We start from the raw sequence: 20,355 nt of genomic DNA, 5'->3' as shown, positions 1-20,355 counted from the left end.
TTTATTGAATGCCGAATAACAATCGCGTGATGCGAAAACGTTTTGCGACTTCAAACGTTATCCAACAACCGACAACGGTCGTCGTCAAAATGATCGAGAAATCGAGCCAAACGGGTAACGCATAAGATTGTAACCAAGCGGCAATTGCGACAATCAGTGTTTGATGCACCAGATACCACGCGAGCACAGCTCTGTTAGCATAGCGAAGCAGGGGGGAATCATGGCGCAAATACCGTCCGGCAAAACCTAGGACCGCGAATATCCAACACCAGTGATTGCCAGTGACAATCACTGCATACAGCAGGCGAATGGTCAGTGAAGTTTCGAATTGCTCAGCAAAGTAACTCAAACCGTCGTGTCGATCAGCGATTAACAATACATAACCACAAATCGCCAAACACAATAGCCACCGGCGTTGCTCAATGATGCGTTGCCATATGAGCGGCATGTAAGCTGTTGCATAACCGGTCACAAAAACTAAAAAGTATTTACCATGGCTGTACCAGTCGTTAACAAGATCATGAGTGACCGGGAAGGTTCGACGCATGGTTAGCCAGATTACCGACATCGCAATAACCAGAGCCAGTACCAACTGCCATACCGCTAAGTAATTTTGAACTAGATGCGCAATCGACTGAATGACGCGATGAAGAGTCATCAAGATCAGCGTATAACAAAACAAGTAGGGTAAAAACCAAAGGTGATTCCAGGTTAGGCTGATGCGCGCCAATGCGGCGTCAGGCAGCGAGCTTGGTAGCCCATAGTAGGCGGCTAAGTAACTGAGGTAGCTTGCGTTTAGCAAACCTTGATCGACAAGTTCAAAATACTGCTGTGGCGGTACAATCACTAACATGCCAAAAATAAGTGGTATTAGTAAGCGCTTACTACGCAGCGATATTATCCTATTTATTGCATGCTTTTGCTGGTAGAGCGCAAGAGATAGCGCTGAAATAAAAAATAATAGTGACATACGCCACTGATTAGACAGGATCATAACGTCCTGTAGCCAAGCAAATTGTGTGGGACTTTTAATGTGCCAATCCCAATCAAGCACGTAGTACATGCCGATGTGATAGCCAATCAAAAGCATAAAGGCAAGCGTACGTAACCAATCGATATCATAACGACGTTGCACCGTTGTATTCACAATCTTTCTCCATTACCGTGGTGAGGAGATAAGATTGGTTAAAACGCAGAATGAAAAAAGTACAGAATGGCCATGTGGAGGCGTCTAAGGGGCAAGCGGTGGATAGCGGGGGCGAAATTTCCAGTTGGACGCAGTGGTTTCTGCGCATTGTGTCGCAGCGTCCGACACGTTTCTTCTTTTTACTCTTAGTCGTGTACGTTTTTATCAACAACACAATCACTGCCAGTTCGGTTTGGATGGAAGCAACCCGTGGCGGGGCACCCTCAATCGCATTCTGGGAGCCATTGGTGTGGGAATACACCAGTATGCTGGCTAACTTAGTACTGGTGCCAGTGTTGCTATGGGTATGGCACCGTCATCCTTTGCGCTTCAGCCATCCTAAACGACAGTTAATTATGCATATTGGTTTGAGCCTGGCGTACGCCATTATGCATGTCTGTGGCATGGTGCTTTTGCGTGAAGCTGCCTATTGGCTAGCCGGCGGCAACTATGACTTCGGCCCGTGGCTACGCGAATTTTTCTATGAATACCGCAAAGATGTTTGGGGTTACTTATTTGTACTGCTGCTGTATCACGTCTATATGGCGCTGTATCGTCGCATTCTAGGCGAGGCTAATTTCATCGACGAATCTCAAAGTGACAACGCTAAAACTCCACCTTTGCATTTATTGGTACGCAAGCTAGATAAAGAGTTCTTAGTAAAGGTGGCTGATGTGAGTTGGGTTGAAGCATCGGGAAACTACGTCAACCTGCATGCGAATGGCAGGATTTATCCATTGCGCACTACAATGAATGAAATCGTGTCACGGCTAAGTCATCAATTTGTGCGCGTACATCGTTCAAAGGCGGTAAATCTTAGCCATGTTGAACATATTACTTATGCCCCAAGCGGAGATGGCGAAATCGCAATCAAAGGAGGGCATCAGTTGCCACTGTCGAGGCGTTATAAAGAGGCATTCAAACAGCAACTGACATTGTAAGTATCTATTTTACTTGGTCGTAGCTGAATTTTAAAACGCAGCTGCCGACTCTTGCTGGCGCTTTATTCGTAAAAGTCCCATAAATGCAGAATTTTATTCGAAAAAAATATCTGGAATTTTAACCTTCTGATTTGAAAGATGATTTTCTAGAATTTCCTGAAATTATAGCGAATATACGCCATGTCGTTTATCTTTCATTATTGTCATTTCGTCGTACGAGGCGTAGAGTCCATTGGTCGCTTTATAAACAAAGTGAATGAAAAATTTAAAACTAAAGCCACTCGTGTCGGCAACCTTGCTTGCACTATCGGCGACCGCTGCTCAGGCCAGTGAGCGAGTCGTTATTCAAGTGGATAATCCAGGTAAAGGCATTGTTAAAAATCTAGCGAAGAAAGCTGGCGGTGAATTGAAAGTCGAAGGTAATGGCTTTATCGCAGTTGAGTTCGCAGGCAAAAGCCTTGCAGAAATTAAAGGTGTCTTAAACAACCCTCACGTAAAATTAGTTGAAGTTGACCAGGTACGTCGCCCAATGGCGTTGTTCAACGACGACTTAGGTGATCCTATGGCGCAACAAATCACGCCATATGGTTACTACCAAGCGCAAGCTGACCAAGTTAACTTTGATGCCAATGCCGGCATGAAAGTGTGTGTTATCGACTCTGGTCTGGATGCATCTAACCCTGATTTCCTATGGGATAGGGTTACTGGTGATAACGATTCAGGCACCGGCAATTGGTTTGAAGCGGGTGGTGAACACGGTACTCACGTAGCGGGTACAATCGGCGCAGCTGATAACACCTATGGTGTGATCGGTATGGCACCTGGTGTTGACATGCACATCATCAAAGTATTCAACGCCGCAGGTTGGGGTTACTCTTCTGATCTTGCGCGCGCGGCTGAACTTTGTTCTGCAGCCGGTGCTAACATCATCAACATGAGTCTGGGTGGCGGTGGTGCCAACAGCACTGAAGAGAATGCCTTTGAAGCATTCCGCGCAGCCGGTGGATTAGTGGTTGCAGCGGCAGGTAACGATGGTAACTCGGTTGCTTCTTACCCAGCAGCATATCCAGCCGTAATGATGATTGGTGCGAATGATGCGAATAATAATATCGCGACGTTCTCACAGTACCCAAGTTGTACTACCGGGCGTGGTAAGCGTCAGAAAACTGATGAAACTATCTGTGTTGAAGTTACTGCAGGTGGTGTTGATACGTTATCAACGTTCCCTGCAGGACTGGCAACATCTTCTGGCCTAACGGCTGATGGTGCTGTATTTGCGTCGTCTGCGATGGAAAACGCCGGCAATGCAACAGGTCAAACTTATTTCATGGGTACGGCCGAGTCTGTAGATGCCAATGCAAATGGCAAAATCTGTGTGATTGACCGTGGTAACATTTCGTTCTACGACAAAGTCAACAATTGTGAGCAGTCGGGTGGTGTTGGTGCCGTTATCATTAATAATGAAGCCGGCATGCTATACGGTACACTAGGCGATACCAATGACACGTCTATTCCAGCAGTAGGCGCTGCGTTTGAAGATCGTTCTGGTCTTTTAGCTGCGAGCAGTATGGATATCTCGATTAGCGCGAGTGATTATGGCTTCCTAAGCGGTACATCAATGGCGACACCAACGGTTGCGGGTATTGCAGCGCTGGTATGGTCAAATCACCCAAGCTGTTCAGGTGAAGAGATCCGTGACGTGTTGAAACAAACGGCGCTTGATTCAGGTGCGGCAGGTAAAGACGTTTACTTTGGTTACGGCATCGTACAAGCAGCAGCGGCTGATGCTTACCTAACGGCCAATCCATGTGGTGGTACAGAGCCACCTCCTCCGCCACCGCCTCCAGGTGGTGATTTCACGCTGGATGCCTTCGGTTATAAAAACAAAGGCTCTCAAGTGGTAGATTTAAGCTGGCAAGGTGCAACAACAGCTAATGTTGATGTTTACCGTGATGGTCAGTTGATTGCGACAACGGCTAACGATGGTGCATACACTGATGCATTGAATCGTAAAGGTGGTGGTGCATATCTTTACCAAGTGTGTGAAGAAGCTTCAAGCACATGCTCTGCAACTGCGCAGGTTGTGTTCTAAGCTAAACTAGCTAAAAGAAAACCCGAAGCGCTTTTGGCCTTCGGGTTTTTTATTGCCTTGTTATCGTCATTTTAGTAATTGCCGCTGATATAGGGCTGGGCTTAGGCTTCTTGTGGGGCAGAATCCCGCTCAGTTGGAAACCCTTGGGTCTTCCCAACTAAAAGGTCCATAGAGTGGTAATTGAATAGTTTCATCCGGGTGTGCAGCAGCGATCGTATACAGTCGGTGGTAGTCCTTTTGTAATTGCATCCGAAATTCATACACCTCTTCTGACAAAGCTTTAAGTTCAGTAAAATCCTCCAGCTCATCATTGAAAGCAAGCTGCATCATGGGGCCTAAGCGAGCAAAGCCAGCGAACAAACGGGCTGTATTTTGCGTTGCAAAAATACGCACTTGCTGCAACCTATCACTTGGATTGTTGGTGGCTCCAGACTGTGGCTCACTCAGATTGGCATAATGCGTGAAATATTCTACATAAGCCTCATGCTCAACCTTATCGGCGGTGTTCCACAGCACCATATTGTCTCTATTTATTAGCTGCTGAGTCATTGGATTAACAAGCATAACGGTGGGCGTTGCATAATAGCCTGGGTAGTCATAACGCTCGGTTAGCCAGCGCATGTCGCGATACGTGCCCACATCAACAAACACGGGAACGTAATGCTGTTGTATCAAGGGGGTGAGGTTTGGCTCGGAAAGTTGCTGTGCGAAACCTCTGCTGTCATGGCACCAATCTGCGCCCAATACTAACATGAGATGTTTATTTTCGTTGATGGCTTGCGCGGATGCTTGCGCCACGCGTTGCGACAAATTATCAGAATACTGATAAGTGTAGTCAGAGTGAACAGGTCGTGAGTTATCAGCGGAAAAAGCTGCTGTTGTGAATATTAAGGTGAATGCGAGCAATGCTCTTAGCATAGTATTTGCCTTTTAACGAAAAGCGCCATACTAACCAATATGCAGGCGTTGAGGCACTATTAATTTAAGTGGTCAGGATCTAAGGGTTGTAGCTTCCGCTTCAATAGTAAGATATCCATATATTCTTACTATCTACCTAAGATAGATTGTGTTTTTTGTTACGGACTCAGCAGGTCGGTGAATTCTGTCGCTATAAGATGTAGATTAAACAGCGCAAGTTTGGATTTAGAATGCTCGTAATAACGATGAACTTGAGGGCACTGATGAAGTGCCCTAGTAACATGCTGTTATTGCCAATCAGACATGCCATATCGACTCATGATTTGTTGTAATTGACCAGGTTTGTCTGACTTGGGATCGCCATTATTGGGATACCATTCGTCAGCACGAATAGACACGGTGCCAACCAGCGTGGCTCAAAGATAGGGGTGATCTTTTTCATCATTTATCTCTTGCAAGCGCAGAATAGTATGGCTTTCAAAAGTCATTCTTTTTGAACCGCTAATGCTTTAGTTAACGTAAATACGACTGTACAAAATATGCACAAAAAACTGGCGAGTAGAAAACCTCAACTATAATTAGGCTTGAATAGTCAATGCTTTGATGAGATCAACGATGAAAGTAACGAGTTTCATTTTAACTGCGTGTTTAATAACTCCTTTTACTGCTAATGCAGAATGGTCATCAACCATTACTCTGGCCAGTGATTATCTCTTTAACGGTGTGTCCCAAACAGATGAAGACCCAGCCTTACAGGGTAGTTTGGACTGGGCTGGCGAGACGGGCTGGTATGCTGGAGCATGGGGGTCTAATGTAGATTTTGGTGATGATACAGACATAGAAATCGATCTCTATGCAGGTTATTGGCATGATCTCGGTAATGATACGAGCCTGGATATTGGCATTGCTCAATATACCTATCATGGCGGTGATGACAGCAGTGACGGCAACTATGCTGAAGCTTATATTGCTTGGGGTATTCGAAATACCGAACTTAAATTATGGTATGCATGGGACTATTTTGGTACGGGGGCGGGCCACTACATTACCAGAATTAGCCATACATTCCCCATCAATGACGACTTTAGCGTGTTAATTGGCGTGGATAGATCGGTCAGCATGGATGAGGATGACTTTGTTTGGGAAGGCAACGATAAGGATTATATTCATTGGCAATTAACGGCAAGCTATGCTTGGTCAGGTTTTGATTTTACTCTCGGTGTTGAGGGTACCGATCTCGATACCTACGGCGACACCGTGGTGTTAGCTTCTGCCAGTAAGACGTTCAGTTTTTAGGAGGAAATTTGCGAATAATGTTGCTGATCAGTGCGCTACTTTTTTCCATTAAAATTGCGGTTGAAACAGTTTACGTTACCTCTTTACATTGACCTCCTTTATTCTGGCTCAGAGGTGAAAGAACATAACTCTTCGGTTGCTGTAGCGATTAATGGGACCCCATAGTTGGAAAGCGGCCTCTTCCTACCAATCCAGGGCTATGGGTCGTACTGTGTTTTGCAGCGAGCAAAATTTGCATTTTTGTCAAACATTAACAATAGTGTTGAAACTCACAATAGACCATTCTCAAACAGAGGCTTCATGTTACTTTATGACACTAAAACAGCGCCCACACCGCGGCGCGTAAGAATTTTTCTGGCTGAAAAACGCATCGAGATACCGACCAAACAAATAGATCTGCAGAAAGGCGAAAACCTAAGCCCTGAAATGCGTGCCAAGAATCCACTAGGCAAAATTCCGGTACTAGAGTTAGACGATGGTACGTTTATTAGTGAATCGGATGCTATTTGTACCTATTTTGAGAATTTACACCCAGAGCCTCCGTTGATGGGGTCTTCAGCGCTTGAAAAAGCCCAGATCATGCAATGGAACCGGCAAGTTGAATTTGGTTTGTTTATGCAAGTGGGAATGTGCTTTCAGCACTCGACTGGCTATTTCAAAGATCGCATGAATCCGGTTCCAGAGTTTGGTAAGGAGGCCGGGATCAACGCCGCTAAATTTCTCAAGCTGCTCGATAAACGCCTAGCAGCGTCTGATTACATAGCGGGAGATTCTTTTTCTATCGCAGATATCACGGCATTGTGCGCAATCGATTTTGCACGGGTAGTGGATATCCGGATTAAACCTGAGTATACGGCGTTAAATGCTTGGTATGAGCGGGTCAGCACACGTCCGAGTGCTGCTGCTTGATTGTGTTTTAAGGTCGGCAGCAAATCGTTGAATTAAGTAATGAGTTGTTGCACGGCAGCTAAGTTGTCGGCTTCTTCCGCTGGCTTATCCCAGCGGATCCGGCTTATCCGAGGGAAGCGCAACGCGACGCCCGATTTATGTCGTTTGGATGGATGCACTGAGTCAAATGCGATTTCTAATACTAGCGCTTTTTTAACTTCTTTAACGGGGCCAAAGCGACCGATGGTGTTTTGTCTTACCCAGCGATCCAAACGCCTCAAGTCGGCATCGGTGAAACCGGAGTAGGCTTTGCCAATCGGCACGATAGTATCATCCTGCCAAACACCAAACGTGAAGTCTGAGTAGTATGAAGAACGTTTACCATGCCCACGCTGCGCGTACATCATTATGGCGTCGACTTGTAGCGGATCACGCTTCCATTTCAACCATTGATTGGCTGGCCGGCCAGGCACATAGCAACTCGCTAAGCGTTTCAGCATTAAACCTTCAATGGCGTTTTGCTGGGTATCGGTGACACTTTCTCGCCGCTGGTGCAAAGCCGATACTGAATCAACGGCTATACATTCTGAAAGATAAAAGCGTGACCGCGCTTGCTGTGCAAACCATTGTTCTAAGTATTTGCGCCGAGACTTTAAGGGTAGCTCCGTCAGCAGGTTGCTTTCTAGTGCGAGCACATCATACACCATCATTCCAACAGGCAATTGTGTTTGTAATTTACGACTGGGCTTCTTTTTGTTGAGGCGTTGTTGCAAATCATTAAAGCTACCAATGCTGCTATCTTTGACTATGAGAAGCTCACCATCAAATATGGCATGGAAATCGACCTGCTCTAAAAGGTCAGGAAAGCTATGGCTGATGTCATCTCCAGTGCGTGTGAACAACGCTTTACCCTGCGGCGTGCTGACCAGCTGCACGCGGATCCCATCATATTTCCATTCTACTTGCCAGTCGGAAAGCGTGAGGTAATCATTCTTAGGAGTATTGAGTTTAGATTCATCCAGTGGTTGTGCGAGCATCACCGGATGGAATGTCACGCGGTTAGAAACATCCGGCTTATCGGCTTTACCTTCCAACCACAGTAATAGCTCGGTGTAGGGAGGTTCGACGCCGTGCCATAACTTTTCAATTTTAATAACCGGTTGCTTACCGTAGTCAGCTAGAATGCGTTTAATTGAACGTGCTGAAACCCCCACGCGCATCCCGCGAGTACCTAGCTTGAGTAATGCCCAGCGTTGGGCCGGTGTCATACTGTCGAGCAATTGGATCAAGAAGTGCCTTACCGTTTCTTTGTCGGCGTTGCGGAATGTTTCGACCACGGTCGAAAGATTGGGCAATGAGCCTTGTTGCGCCGTTGGCGTTGAAGGTTGCCAAAGATGTGCCACGGTTTCACTCATCTCGCCAACATAATCGTAGCTTAGGTTAAATAAGGTTTCGTCAGCTCGTTCTAAAAGCAGTTGTTTAACCAGCGCCCGTTTAAATAAATCAAAGCGCAGGGTTCCCGCCAGTGCAGCAATGGCCCAACCTCGGTCCGGATCAGGTACGGTTGCCAAGTAATGCATAATGGCGCGCGCTTTGGTGGTTTGCTGATTGGTATAGTACAACTGCTCCAATAGTAGAGAGAAAGCTTCCATCAATCGCTGGCCTCGTCTTCAAAACCCAGTATGGCTAGCGCTTGAGCCGGATATCCCATCTTCTGTGCTTGATACACCAACGCCTCCTCTCGGCCGTGAGTGACCCAAACCTCCTGAGGGTTTACTTCTTGGATGGTTTGTATTAATTCCGGCCAATCGCAATGATCGGAAATAATGAGCGGCAATTCTGCATTGCGCTGCTTGCTGCGGGCACGAATTTGCATCCACCCTGACGCCATGGCAGTGAGCACATTGGGTAACTTTCGTGACCACCGGTCATTCAGTGCTGAGGGTGGCGCAAGAACAATCTTGCCAGCCAGCGCGCTCAAGTCTTCTACTTCGCTAACAGCGACTAATTTGCCGAGTTCTATGCCGTGTTGAGTGTATAACTCACACATTTTTATTAATGCCCCGTGCAGGTATATGGGATGGTGATAACCTTGCTCGCGCAGCGCAATAATGACCCGCTGGCATTTACCCAGCGCATACGTACCGACCAAGTGACATCGTTCGGGAAAGAGCTGAAGTGACTGGAGTAACTTACTAATTTCTTGAGCGATGGGGGGGTGTTTAAAAACGGGCAAGGCGAATGTGGCTTCGGTAATAAAAACATCGCATGGCATTACTTCAAACGGCTCACAAGTAGGATCTTGGCGGCGCTTATAATCGCCAGAAATAACCAATCGACTCCCGCCATAATTGATAATCGCTTGCGCTGAACCAAGAATATGCCCGGCAGGGCGGAATTCGAGAACCACTGGGTTACTGTCATCTGAATTTAATTGTAAAGGTTGGCGGTAGGCCAACGCGGTTGCGTCTCGCCATGCATTGTCGGCATAGCGTAACTGCATAATATCCAACGTTGCGGGTGTTGCTACCACCCACTGGTTATTTGGCCGTGCATGATCCGCGTGGCCATGGGTGATGATCGCACGTGCAACAGGCTCATGGGGATCAATGTAGCAATTGGCGGGCACGCAGTACAAGCCTTCTGTGCGAACTTCGAGCCACTCTCTAGGGTGTTTCAATTTCGGCAAACATATTTATTCATTCTGTGATGATTTGCATACGCAAGCGGCGCTGAAATGGATGTTTGCACAGATTTAAGATACGCTCAGTTTACGCTTAGCAGTACAGAGAAAATCCATGAACGTGCAGTTTCGTCTTGCAGACTATAAAAACCCCAAAGATGCGTCTACGGTCATTACTTTGCTAGATGCTTACGCTCAGGACCCCATGGGTGGTGCTGCGCCATTGAGCGATGAGGTCAAAGAGACTTTGATTGCAAAGCTTGCCAAGCAGCCTGGCGCATTCTCAATCATTGGGTTTAACGGCGATGAAGCAGTCGCCCTGGCGAATTGTTTTACTGGCTTTTCTACGTTTAAAGCTAAACCTTTAGTCAATATCCACGATTGTTATGTTGCGCCACAATGTCGCGGTCAACATGTTGGTCAACGACTCCTAGACGCGATTGTCCAAGAGGCTAAAGCGCGCGATTGCTGTAAAATCACCCTGGAAGTATTAGAGGGAAACGTACGTGCTAAAGCCGCCTATCAAAAATACGGTTTCCGTGGCTATACACTAGATGATACTTCCGGTGCTGCGGTCTTCTGGGAATTAGCGTTATAGACTCTGCTTAAGGGTTGGCGATAGAGGCCTTTAACTCGAGAAAACTCAGCGTTAAGTTCGTAGTATGGAGTTTCATCAAATCTGAACCTAAAGTGATCGGGTCAGATAAATACTGCGTTTTATGTGCATGACAGTTTCATCCCCAATATTGCCAGAAGTCTTTCAGCGTTGGTTTGCTAGCCGAGGTTGGGCGCTGCGTGATTACCAAGAGTGGATGCTATCGGCTTTTATTAACCAGCAATCCAGTTTACTCATTGCCCCAACTGGCGCGGGCAAAACATTAAGTGGTCTGTTACCTTCATTAATCGCCCTGAGTAAGGGCGAGCATTCTGGACTTCATACCTTGTATATTTCTCCGTTAAAGGCGCTTACGCATGATATTGAACGTAATGTGCTGCAACCGGTAATAGATATGCAACTGCCTATTTCTGTGGAAACAAGAACCGGCGATACGCCCGCACATAAGCGGCAACGGCAGCGCAGAAATCCGCCTAATATTCTTTTAACCACGCCAGAATCACTGATGTTGATGCTGTCTTATGTCGACGCAGACAAGCTGTTTGGCAATCTAAAAGCCATTGTCGTTGATGAAGTACATGCCTTTGCGAATGGCAAACGTGGTGACTTTACCGCATTGGCGCTTGCAGAGCTGCGCGCCTATGCACCTGAAGCGACCACGTTTGGCTTATCAGCGACGGTGGCGCAGCCGCATGCGCTGGCCCAATGGTTGGGCAGCAGCGGTAGTCCTGTCGTTGTGCACCGGGTTGATGATATGGCTAAACCAAGCGTGCATATTATGCGCTGTGCAGAAAAAATACCCTTCGGCGGATTTATGGCGAGATATGCCATCGATGAAATTTACGCCAGTATTCAAACCGTAGAAACTACATTGGTGTTTGTTAACACAAGAGCCCAAGCTGAGTTGTTATTTCAGTTTCTTTGGGAGGTCAATGCCGCCGGCTTGGCCATCGCGATATATCATGGCTCGTTGAGTAAAGACCAGCGACGCAAAACGGAAGCTCTGGTAGCGGCAGGTAAAATTCGCGCCGTGGTAACGACCTCTGCATTGGAATTGGGGGTTGATTGGGGGAATGTTCAGCGGGTTATCCAAGTCGGCGCACCGAAAGGGGTCAGTCGATTGCTACAACGCATTGGGCGCAGTAACCACCGGCTTAATGAACCATCAGATGCCTTATTAGTGCCAGCCAATCGCTTTGAAGTATTGGAGTGTGACACTGCTATAAGGGCCATTGAAAAAGGCCAACTCGATGGTGAACCTTTTATTCGTGGTTCCTTGGACATAATCCCGCAATTCATCGTAAACACTTTATGCAGCAGGCCGTCAACGCCAGACGCTATTTATCAGCGCATCATACAGTCGCCCACCTATGCAGAATTAGACCGGACAACATTCGATGCATTATGGCAGTTTACTTGTGACGGAGGCTATGCACTGCGAGCTTATGATCGCTACAAACGGCTGGAACAATGCAATGATGGCAGCTACCAACCGGCATCAAAACGGGTGATCCAGCGGCATCGGCAGAACATTGGAACCATTGTTGAGGCCGGGCGTCTCAAAGTTAAACGCTTGCGTCGGGCTCATCAGGGCAAGGTGATCGGTGAGGTGGAAGAATATTTTGCGCAGCAGTTGGTTAAAGGCGATACATTCTATTTTGCTGGAGAAGTCTTGAAGTTTGATGGGATCAGAAACATGTTTCTGGAAGCATGGCCGAGCAAAGCGAAAGATCCAAAAATCCCGAGTTATGCGGGTGGGCAAATGCCATTATCAACGTTTCTAGCTGATGGGGTACGTGAGTTGCTGGCTGCCCCGCAGGAATGGCAACGGTTACCTGATGATGTGCAAGATTGGCTGGCATTACAAGCGTCATATTCGGCCATTCCTGCCAGTGATCGTATTTTAATCGAACAGTTTCCTTATCGCCAAGCGCAGTTCACACTGTTTTATACCTTTGATGGCCGCAAAGCACATCAGACTCTGGGTATGCTGCTGACAAGACGTATGGAAAAGCTCGGCTTACAGCCATTGAGTTTCAGTATCACTGATTACGGCTTGTCGATATGTTCTATTAAACCCGTGACCGAGCAACATGTTCCGTATCTATTTAATCCTGATATCTTGGGCGATGAACTCGCTGATTGGATGTTAGAATCGCCCATGCTAAAGCGGTCCTTTCGTCGAGTTGCAATGGTCAGTGGTTTGATTGAACAACAGTATTACAGTCAGCGTAAATCCATGCGCCAGGTGACTTTCTCTACCGACCTTATTTATGACACATTACGTGAATACGACCCGGACCATATTCTTTTACGGGTTACCCGAGAAGACGCAGAGCGGGAACTGCTCGATCTCGACCGCTTGGCAGAGTTACTCATCCGCTATGTGGGTAAAACCCAATTCAAGGTACTAAATAAGGTTTCACCCTTGGCTATTCCTATCGTACTTGATGTACGTAGTGAGCAGGTCAAAGGCGCGGGGCAGGCTGCTCTGCTCGAGCAAGCAAGTTTGTATCAGGAAGCGGAAAATATGTTGGAAGAAGTGCGTCAACAGCTCAGCGACGGGACAGCGGGTTAGCAATGGATGAGTTAATTATCAAACAGCTCATTACTAGCAAGAAGGTGCAGCTTTATCGCATTAGAGAACATTTATTCCTATTAAATGCCACGGGAACTCTGTATTGGCCAGCGAGGCGAATATTGATTGTTTCAGATCTACACTTTGAAAAAGCCAGCTTCCTGTCGCAACAAGGAGCACCGTTACCGCATTACGACAGTCATGCTACATTGCATAGACTTAGCGCCGATATTGACCAATTTAAGCCATCCGTGGTGATCTGTTTAGGCGATAGTTTTCATGATCGCAGTGCTTGGTATCGTATGGGGGAGTCTGAAAAGGCACAACTGCATAATCTTGTGCAAAGTCGTGGGCGCTGGATCTGGATTGAAGGTAATCATGATCCTGAACTGCCATCAGAGGTACCAGGCGAACGACACAAACATTTGCAGATTGAGGATGTGATGTTCTTACATGAACCTGCGATTGATAGTGGTGGATTGTTTCAGATAATTGGTCATTTCCATCCCAAATTGCGCACACGAATTGCCCGCCAAACTTTGTCGGGAAGATGTTTCGCCGCCAGCAAGCACTATCTGATTATGCCCGCATTTGGGGCTTACACGGGAGGGCTGGATGTTACTGATCCAGCCTTTTCCCAACTATTACCCAAGCGTGAACGCAAGTATTTCCTGATCCATCACGAGTGTATATACGCGATTAAATAGTGGTGTTGGTATTTGCGCAGCTGCGTCGCCTGTGTCATCTTTAATCAGCCACTTTTTACTTGAGATACCCTGCATGCTTAGCAAACGTGATTTTCTGCGCCTTTCTGCCAAAGGACTTATCGCTTCAGGTTTCGCCGCAACTTTACCAATGTCCTCAGTGTTTGCAGCGACCAACTCTTCTGCACTTCGTCAATCCACTAAACTACTGCAGCTGCATTACAATGAAAATGCATTGGGGATGTCGCCAGTAGCCCTACAAGCAGCTATTGATGCGACGCAAACGTTGGGCAATCGGTATGCAGATAAACCGCTGGATGAATTGCGCGCGAAATTAGCTGACAAGCACAAGGTGTCACCAACTCAAATTGTTTTTGGCAATGGGTCTACCGAAGTTCTGCAAGCGGTGAGTCGCTTTGCTGCCATGCAAGACGCAGTTCTGGTAGAGCCGACACCAACCTTCGGCGCGCTCGCTCGCTATGCCAGAGCGCAAGGCATGGAAGTGGTCAAAGTACCTGCTTCAGCGCAATTTATTACGGATATTTCAGCGCTTGAAGCGAAAGCAAATCAATATAAAGGGGCGGTACTGATCAACTTATGTAACCCAAATAATCCAACGGGTACCATTGTGGACAGTGAAGCATTAGCAACATGGATAAGGCGCGCGCCCAGTCAGCATATTTTCTTACTTGATGAAGCTTATTTAGAGTATGCGCTGCAAAGCCCAGGGTATCAGAGTATGTTGCCGCTGGTGCTAGAGGGGCGAGAAAACTTGGTCGTTGCGCGTACCTTTTCTAAAGTCTTTGGTATGGCGGGACTTCGCATGGGGTATGGTATCGCTGCGCCAGAGACCGCCGCACAACTAAATGCCCTTGGAGCAGATTTTAATTTAAATATTGCAGGTATTGCCGCCGCATCAGCCTCTTTGGATGATCAAGATTTCTTTTTAACTAGCCTGAAAGCCAATGCTGAAGCTAAGCAAATCCTGATTAATACGCTCGAACAACTTGGGCTAGGGTATATACCGAGCCACACTAATTTTATTTTGCATCGGATTAACAGTGATTTACAAACTTACTCACAACGCATGCGAGATAATAATGTAAAGGTGGGCCGCAGAATGACGGCGGAGGACGGCTGGAATCGACTTTCGCTGGGGACGCCGGATGATATGCGCGAGTTCAGTCAGCTGTTAGTTAAGTTCAGGGCGAAGGGGTGGGTGTAAATTCGCCACCCCTCACTGGAATTGTTAAGAACGCCAACGTTTAGTTAGTTCATCATAGGCATCAATTCTACGGTCGCGAAAGTAGGGCCAGATGCGCTTAACTGCTTCGGTTCGCGTCATGTCAATTTCGACCATCAGAGTCTCTTCTTTGTCACTGCTCGCTTGGGCCAGAATTTCGCCCTGGGGTCCCGCAATAAAACTTTGCCCCCAGAAATAAATGCCATCGGTTTGGTCATTCGGAGCGGCCCCAGGTGCTGGTTCAAAACCTGTTCGATTGGCAACAACGACTGGCACTGAGTTAGCCACCGCATGAGCACGTTGGATAGTATGCCAAGCATCATGTTGGCGCTGTTGTTCAGCTTTGTCGTCGTTCAGATCCCAGCCGATCGCAGTGGGGTAAAATAACAGGTCTGCTCCAGCCATACTCATCAACCGCGCAGCCTCTGGATACCACTGGTCCCAACAGACGAGCACTCCGAGCTTACCGACAGAGGTTTCAATCGGCTCAAACCCCATATCGCCGGGCGTAAAATAAAATTTTTCGTAGAATCCCGGATCGTCAGGGATGTGCATTTTGCGATACATGCCGGCAATCTCTGCACTACGGTCAAAAACGACCGCAGTGTTGTGGTATAGACCCGATGCTCGCTTTTCAAATAGTGAAGTGACCAAAACGATGTTCAGTTCTGCGGCTAATGTGCCAAAAAATTCGGTCGCTGGACCAGGGATTGGCTCGGCCAGATCAAAGGCGTTAACGTCTTCGTTTTGACAGAAATACAGTGTGCTGTGAAGCTCTTGTAGTAATACCAATTCACAGCCGCTAGCCGCGAGTTCACGCACGCGTGCAGCGCTTTTTTCCCAGTTGGCTAATTTGTCATTATTCTCAACGGCTTGTTGTACCAAGCCGATGGTTAAACGCGCGGGTTTAGCTGGCATAGGATGAAACTCCTTGTTGTAATTGCTGAACGACGGTTGGCTTAAGCGTATTTTGCGGGACTTGCATGGTAATGCAGTGCAGACTACCAAATTGTTGCACTAATGCGTGGCAATTGACCGCAACGATTTTATGTTCTGGGTAGGCTTTACGCATAACTTGCAGAGCTAAATCATCCTCTGTCTGCCCATACACAGGGCACAATACGTCCTCATTACAGATCAGAAAGTTAGCATAAGAAGCCGGTAAGCGCTCGCCATCGGCATTGATGATCTCAGGTAGCGGCAATTCAAAAATTTGATGATTGGGAAAGCTTGCTTTGACCTCAGCTACCAGATCTCGCAGCCCAGTAAAATGACGATCCTCAGGACGATTAAATGCACTCTGAATAACAATGCCGTTGTGTGGTGTAAACCTGACTAATGTATCGATGTGTCCGTCAGTATCGTCACCTTCCAAATGACCATGTTCAAGAATATTTGTTCTTTTTGCTCCAAGTACATCAGCAAATAGCGTTTCGTATTGTGCTAATGGCATATCCCCGTTGCGCTCGGGATTGGACAAACACAGTGCGGTGGATAATAAATGCCCGTCTTGGTCGATTTCTAAAGCGCCCCCTTCACAGACTACGTCAATTGACGTCAACGCCTCTTTGCAAAGCGTGCTGAGAACTTTTTGGTTGACTAAATTGTCTTGCTGAGCGGAAAATTTGTTACCCCAACCATTAAACTTAAATTCAACCGGTAAACGCCGGCCTTGTGCGTCAGAGAGTGTTAAGAATGCATAGTCTCTTACCCAGGTGTCATTATAATCAGCTTCAATCAGCAGCACTTGCGCACCGGCAAGTCGAGTTGCTAAAGCCGTTTTATCTTGCTCGCGGCAAAGTAATATCACGCCAGCGCCGGCAGCATTAATGGCTGTGATGAGCTGCTTATAGGTGTCTGTCACAGCGGGTAGCCAGGGAGCCCAATCCGTATTTTCGTTCGGCCAAGCGAGGATCACCGCTTCACAGGGTGTCCATTCAGGTAATAAGGTCGCAGTCACAAGTTCTCGTTAACGTTAGTCAGTTCAAACGCCAATTATAACGTACTTTATTTTAAATGACGCCCACCATCGAGGTGTAAAGTTTGGCCAGTCATGAAATCACTCTCAAGCAAGTAGGCCACTGCTTTCACGACTTCTTGTGGACCCGGACAGATTCCTAAAATCGATTTTTTCAGAGCTTTAGCACGATATTCAGCGGAGTCGTCGTCATTAAACATCACTAATGCAGGCGCAATACTATTTACTTTTACTTTTGGCGCCAGTTTGGCCGCAAAGGATAAGGTTAAATTGTGCAATGCTGCTTTACTCGCCGAATAAGCAATATGTTTCTGACTTCCCTTGCTTTGTACATAATCGGTCATGTGGATGATGTCACTCACCCCATCATTAGCATGCAACATCTCAGCAAATGCCAAATTCATTTGATAGGGAGCCGAGGCGTGTACTTGCATCATTTTTCGCATTAGCCCGGCTAAATCTGAATCCGATTCTTCCTTATCCCAGTCTGACGCATTATGAATGACAGCACGCAGCCTTGATGTGTGCGATTTAACGGCGTTAATAGCTTCAGCTATACCTTCATCAGTGGCGAAATCAGCTGCAATCAGGTGAGCGCCCAGAAGGCTTAGCTCATCGACTGATGGTTTTCTGCGCCGGTATGTTATAATCACGGAGAAACCCTGCGCTATTAAATGTTTGGCGACGGCCAAACCTAAGCGTTGGGTGCCACCGGTAATCAATATAGGTGATTTCAATCAACGGGTCCTTATGCGAATGTGCCTGAGGCAAGTTGGTACGAATATGATGGTCAGTACGCATATTAGGGTGACATTGGTTTTTTTTCCGGTCAATTAATCCCAATTATTAACTTGATGCGTATAACTGACTCAAGAGAAAACTGGAAGACGCTATGAGATCGAATGAAGCTGTGGTCGTGCGTGATGCATTGGAGCCAAGAATATCGCCTGAAGCAAAGCTAGTCAGAGAAGCTTTAGAAGCCCAAGGATTGGAAACGCCGATGGTGGCTAATCGTTTGTCCGATGAGCAAAAGCGCGACAGGATCCAAACGGCCATGCGCACGGTGATGGAAACTCTGGGTTTAGATTTGACTGACGATAGTTTAGCCGATACGCCGTCCAGAATTGCAAAGATGTACGTCAATGAAATATTTGCCGGGCTGGACTACACCAAATTTCCTAAGATTACCCAAATCGAAAATAAAATGAGTATTTCACAGCCAGTACAAGTGTCTGATGTCAGTCTTACCAGCACCTGTGAACACCATTTCGTCACCATTGATGGCACAGCAACAGTGGCTTATATCCCCAAGGACACAGTTATTGGGCTGTCGAAAATCAACCGCTTGGTGGGATTTTTTGCGCAACGACCACAAGTGCAAGAACGATTAACCCAACAGGTAATGGTGGCCTTGCAAGCATTAACGGGATCCGAAGATGTCGCCGTTACGATCAATGCGACTCATTATTGTGTTAAAGCGCGCGGCATTCGTGATAACAATTCCTTCACCCGAACCTCCGCGCTAGGTGGCCAATTCCTAACTAATAGCGAGTTACGGCGCGAGTTTTTTCAAGGCTAAAACTATAGCGTCTTGTCCAAAGGGATAAGACGCGCTAATCTCTTTATCGTTTCCAAGGAATAAGGTTCAAGCGATATGCGCTATTGTTGGTTAGTTGTTTTAGCGCTTACCAGTGCAGGATGTGCGCTGACAAACCCTACTCCCGTCTCAGTTGAAGTAAACCCCCATGCTCACAAAGGCATGCCACAAGCGTTACAGAAGATGCTGGTTGTCGATGACATTCCAAGCGCAAATAAACCGCCTGATACGTCACAACTGTTTGCATTAACACCTGAACAGCAAGCGCACTTTTTAAACTACTTTACCGATCCGAACCGCGCCGATGTTGCTAAACATAAACGGCTGTACAACTATATTGATAATTTGTATGTCGGATTTACTTACTTAGGTGATACATACGACGCCAAAACCGCGTTTGCCACACAAAGTGGCAACTGTCTCTCCTTGGCAATTCTAACTACTGCGTTAGCAGATTTGGCCGGACTTGAAGTTGCCTATCAGGAGGTAAGTGCCGCGCCGGTTTATCGACGTTTTGATAACGTAATGACGCTCTCGACCCATGTGCGAACTCACTTATTCGAGGAATTATCAGCAGAAGAACTTAAAACATCAGTGATCCGCGGTAAAATCATCATCGACTACTACCCCGAGCGTGGCAACATTCGGGGCAATATGATCACCAATGAAACGTTTTTTGCCATGTATTACCGAAATTTAGCGAGTGAGGCGATCATACGTGGGCAGTTAATTCGAGCCTATGATTTATTGCACAAGGCGCTGCAAATCGCTCCCAATGATGCCGAATCATTGAATGCTATGGCTGTAGTCTTGAACAAGATGGGATTTTCAACAAAAGCGCTAACGTTATACCGATATGCAGTAAATCAGGGTGCTGAGTCCCTCAATTTGTTAGCCAATTATGCTGTTTTAGCGCGTGCCAAAGGATTTGTTGCTGAAGCAGAAGAACTCAATACTGCGCTGTCGCAAAGTGACGATTCGAACCCATACCGCTGGCTGGATTTAGCCAACGAGAGAATTCAGCAAGGCAAGCATCATATCGCACGCTCTATGCTAACTAAAACACTTGAGCGAGCGCCCTACTTACATGAAGCTTACTTCTCTCTGGCCAAAAGCTATTATCTTACCGGCCAACAAGCAGCGGCTGATGAATCATTGCGCAAAGCCGCAGAACTTGCTCAGCAACCTGAAACTGAAAGACTTTATCAACAGAAGCGGGCGGTCTTAGCTATCGTTGATGATGAAGCAATTAATTAGTCGCCTCATCATTGTCTAAGCTGCTGGCGATTACATTGAGCTGGTCACCAAGGCCATCCGCAACGACGATCTCCAATAAATGGTTGCAACGCTGACAACACACTTGATATTCGTGATATTTTTCTCTGCATACAGCGGCATCAATTTTATTAATTGACCCACAATCCGGACATAAAAATTCTGTTTTTTTCATATCGTTGCCCATTATCCTTTCCCTTAGATAAGCGTAATTTTCCCTGTTGATTAAATTATAGACAGCAGCAGCGGTTTTGGATTTTTTATTTTTAGTATTTTTCTTGTACCCAACAATTAATCTTGGCGTTAACCAAATAATCTAGTTACCAATTGCCCTGTAAGTTGCAGCAGAAGGGAGGGTAT

The 20,355-nt window shown here is 46.7% G+C and carries 18 protein-coding genes; 10 read left to right on the top strand and 8 right to left on the bottom strand.

From position 1 onward, the window contains the following. Position 1: 1 nt before the first annotated feature. Positions 2-1,147: an acyltransferase family protein gene (locus AC121Z_RS15720; protein WP_498125195.1), complete on the bottom strand. Its 1,146-nt coding sequence runs from the start codon at positions 1,145-1,147 to the stop codon at positions 2-4. A 50-nt stretch (positions 1,148-1,197) separates the two neighbouring features. On the opposite strand from AC121Z_RS15720, the gene AC121Z_RS15715 reads away from it, so the two are divergent. Further along, on the top strand, positions 1,198-2,127 hold the full coding sequence (locus AC121Z_RS15715; protein WP_498125193.1) for a LytR/AlgR family response regulator transcription factor: 930 nt from the start codon (positions 1,198-1,200) through the stop codon (positions 2,125-2,127). 256 nt (positions 2,128-2,383) lie between these two features. Further along, complete coding sequence (locus AC121Z_RS15710; RefSeq protein ID WP_498125191.1) at positions 2,384-4,219, top strand: S8 family serine peptidase; 1,836 nt, start codon at positions 2,384-2,386, stop codon at positions 4,217-4,219. 129 nt (positions 4,220-4,348) lie between these two features. Here the strand turns inward: AC121Z_RS15710 and AC121Z_RS15705 are convergent, their stop codons facing one another. After that, on the bottom strand, positions 4,349-5,137 hold the full coding sequence (locus AC121Z_RS15705) for a thioredoxin family protein (protein ID WP_498125190.1): 789 nt from the start codon (positions 5,135-5,137) through the stop codon (positions 4,349-4,351). 615 nt (positions 5,138-5,752) lie between these two features. Here AC121Z_RS15705 and AC121Z_RS15700 point away from each other — a divergent pair. Both AC121Z_RS15700 and AC121Z_RS15695 read left to right on the top strand, forming a co-directional pair. Continuing rightward, entirely contained in the window at positions 5,753-6,433 is a 681-nt protein-coding gene (locus AC121Z_RS15700) for a TorF family putative porin (RefSeq protein ID WP_498125189.1), read from the top strand. Positions 6,434-6,733: 300 nt separating this feature from the next. After that, positions 6,734-7,342: a glutathione S-transferase family protein gene (locus AC121Z_RS15695; RefSeq protein ID WP_498125187.1), complete on the top strand. Its 609-nt coding sequence runs from the start codon at positions 6,734-6,736 to the stop codon at positions 7,340-7,342. 32 nt (positions 7,343-7,374) lie between these two features. Here the strand turns inward: AC121Z_RS15695 and AC121Z_RS15690 are convergent, their stop codons facing one another. Next, entirely contained in the window at positions 7,375-8,973 is a 1,599-nt protein-coding gene (locus AC121Z_RS15690; protein WP_498125185.1) for a cisplatin damage response ATP-dependent DNA ligase, read from the bottom strand. Then, entirely contained in the window at positions 8,973-10,001 is a 1,029-nt protein-coding gene (locus tag AC121Z_RS15685) for a ligase-associated DNA damage response exonuclease (protein ID WP_498128280.1), read from the bottom strand. The genes AC121Z_RS15690 and AC121Z_RS15685 overlap by 1 nt, the downstream gene beginning before the upstream one ends. A gap of 118 nt (positions 10,002-10,119) precedes the next feature. Here AC121Z_RS15685 and AC121Z_RS15680 point away from each other — a divergent pair, with 118 nt between their 5' ends. The 4 genes from AC121Z_RS15680 to AC121Z_RS15665 all read left to right on the top strand — a co-directional run bounded on the left by AC121Z_RS15680 (position 10,120) and on the right by AC121Z_RS15665 (position 15,127). Beyond that, positions 10,120-10,602 carry a GNAT family N-acetyltransferase gene (locus AC121Z_RS15680; protein WP_498125183.1) on the top strand — a complete coding sequence of 161 codons (483 nt, stop codon included), beginning with the start codon at positions 10,120-10,122 and terminating at the stop codon, positions 10,600-10,602. A gap of 127 nt (positions 10,603-10,729) precedes the next feature. After that, on the top strand, positions 10,730-13,198 hold the full coding sequence (locus AC121Z_RS15675) for a ligase-associated DNA damage response DEXH box helicase (protein WP_498125181.1): 2,469 nt from the start codon (positions 10,730-10,732) through the stop codon (positions 13,196-13,198). A gap of 2 nt (positions 13,199-13,200) precedes the next feature. Further along, the gene (gene pdeM / locus AC121Z_RS15670; protein ID WP_498125179.1) at positions 13,201-13,905 is read left to right on the top strand and encodes a ligase-associated DNA damage response endonuclease PdeM; all 705 of its coding nucleotides are present in this window, start codon (positions 13,201-13,203) and stop codon (positions 13,903-13,905) included. 73 nt (positions 13,906-13,978) lie between these two features. Beyond that, positions 13,979-15,127 (top strand): pyridoxal phosphate-dependent aminotransferase, encoded by a 1,149-nt coding sequence (locus AC121Z_RS15665; protein WP_498125177.1) that lies wholly within the window; start codon positions 13,979-13,981, stop codon positions 15,125-15,127. 24 nt (positions 15,128-15,151) lie between these two features. On the opposite strand, the gene AC121Z_RS15660 is transcribed toward AC121Z_RS15665, so the two are convergent. Genes AC121Z_RS15660 through folM form a run of 3 tightly spaced genes read right to left on the bottom strand, consistent with a single transcriptional unit; the run spans position 15,152 to position 17,860 of the window. Then, a complete protein-coding gene (locus AC121Z_RS15660; RefSeq protein WP_498125175.1) occupies positions 15,152-16,063 on the bottom strand; it encodes a carbon-nitrogen hydrolase in 912 nt (303 codons plus the stop codon). After that, complete coding sequence (locus AC121Z_RS15655) at positions 16,053-17,105, bottom strand: agmatine deiminase family protein (protein ID WP_498125173.1); 1,053 nt, start codon at positions 17,103-17,105, stop codon at positions 16,053-16,055. Before AC121Z_RS15655 ends, AC121Z_RS15660 begins: the two co-directional genes overlap by 11 nt. A 47-nt stretch (positions 17,106-17,152) precedes the next feature. Further along, positions 17,153-17,860 carry a dihydromonapterin reductase gene (folM, locus tag AC121Z_RS15650; protein WP_498125171.1) on the bottom strand — a complete coding sequence of 236 codons (708 nt, stop codon included), beginning with the start codon at positions 17,858-17,860 and terminating at the stop codon, positions 17,153-17,155. Positions 17,861-18,015: 155 nt separating this feature from the next. Between folM and folE the strand changes: the two genes are divergently transcribed. Both folE and AC121Z_RS15640 read left to right on the top strand, forming a co-directional pair. Further along, entirely contained in the window at positions 18,016-18,702 is a 687-nt protein-coding gene (gene folE, locus AC121Z_RS15645; RefSeq protein ID WP_498125169.1) for a GTP cyclohydrolase I FolE, read from the top strand. Between the two features lie 75 nt (positions 18,703-18,777). Further along, positions 18,778-19,977 (top strand): tetratricopeptide repeat protein, encoded by a 1,200-nt coding sequence (locus AC121Z_RS15640; protein WP_498125167.1) that lies wholly within the window; start codon positions 18,778-18,780, stop codon positions 19,975-19,977. Here AC121Z_RS15640 and AC121Z_RS15635 read toward each other — a convergent pair. Next, positions 19,970-20,170 (bottom strand): hypothetical protein, encoded by a 201-nt coding sequence (locus AC121Z_RS15635; protein WP_498125165.1) that lies wholly within the window; start codon positions 20,168-20,170, stop codon positions 19,970-19,972. The two genes, AC121Z_RS15640 and AC121Z_RS15635, sit on opposite strands and share 8 nt — an antisense overlap. Between the last annotated feature and the right edge of the window lie 185 nt (positions 20,171-20,355).

The sequence above is a fragment of the Alteromonas sp. DYW1 genome, from assembly GCF_059752595.1.
The sequence above is the reverse complement of the archived record's forward strand: the minus strand, read 5'-3'. Positions and strand labels throughout refer to the sequence as shown.

Bases quoted from the DNA above. Each gene is read 5' to 3' on its own strand.
- AC121Z_RS15715 (WP_498125193.1), top strand. From the start codon at position 1,198: ATGAAAAAAGTACAGAATGGCCATGTGGAGGCGTCTAAGGGGCAAGCG.
- AC121Z_RS15710 (WP_498125191.1), top strand. From the start codon at position 2,384: ATGAAAAATTTAAAACTAAAGCCACTCGTGTCGGCAACCTTGCTTGCA.
- AC121Z_RS15705 (WP_498125190.1), bottom strand. From the start codon at position 5,137: ATGCTAAGAGCATTGCTCGCATTCACCTTAATATTCACAACAGCAGCT.
- AC121Z_RS15700 (WP_498125189.1), top strand. From the start codon at position 5,753: ATGAAAGTAACGAGTTTCATTTTAACTGCGTGTTTAATAACTCCTTTT.
- AC121Z_RS15695 (WP_498125187.1), top strand. From the start codon at position 6,734: ATGTTACTTTATGACACTAAAACAGCGCCCACACCGCGGCGCGTAAGA.
- AC121Z_RS15690 (WP_498125185.1), bottom strand. From the start codon at position 8,973: ATGGAAGCTTTCTCTCTACTATTGGAGCAGTTGTACTATACCAATCAG.
- AC121Z_RS15680 (WP_498125183.1), top strand. From the start codon at position 10,120: ATGAACGTGCAGTTTCGTCTTGCAGACTATAAAAACCCCAAAGATGCG.
- AC121Z_RS15675 (WP_498125181.1), top strand. From the start codon at position 10,730: ATGACAGTTTCATCCCCAATATTGCCAGAAGTCTTTCAGCGTTGGTTT.
- pdeM (WP_498125179.1), top strand. From the start codon at position 13,201: ATGGATGAGTTAATTATCAAACAGCTCATTACTAGCAAGAAGGTGCAG.
- AC121Z_RS15665 (WP_498125177.1), top strand. From the start codon at position 13,979: ATGCTTAGCAAACGTGATTTTCTGCGCCTTTCTGCCAAAGGACTTATC.
- AC121Z_RS15660 (WP_498125175.1), bottom strand. From the start codon at position 16,063: ATGCCAGCTAAACCCGCGCGTTTAACCATCGGCTTGGTACAACAAGCC.
- folE (WP_498125169.1), top strand. From the start codon at position 18,016: ATGAGATCGAATGAAGCTGTGGTCGTGCGTGATGCATTGGAGCCAAGA.
- AC121Z_RS15640 (WP_498125167.1), top strand. From the start codon at position 18,778: ATGCGCTATTGTTGGTTAGTTGTTTTAGCGCTTACCAGTGCAGGATGT.
- AC121Z_RS15635 (WP_498125165.1), bottom strand. From the start codon at position 20,170: ATGAAAAAAACAGAATTTTTATGTCCGGATTGTGGGTCAATTAATAAA.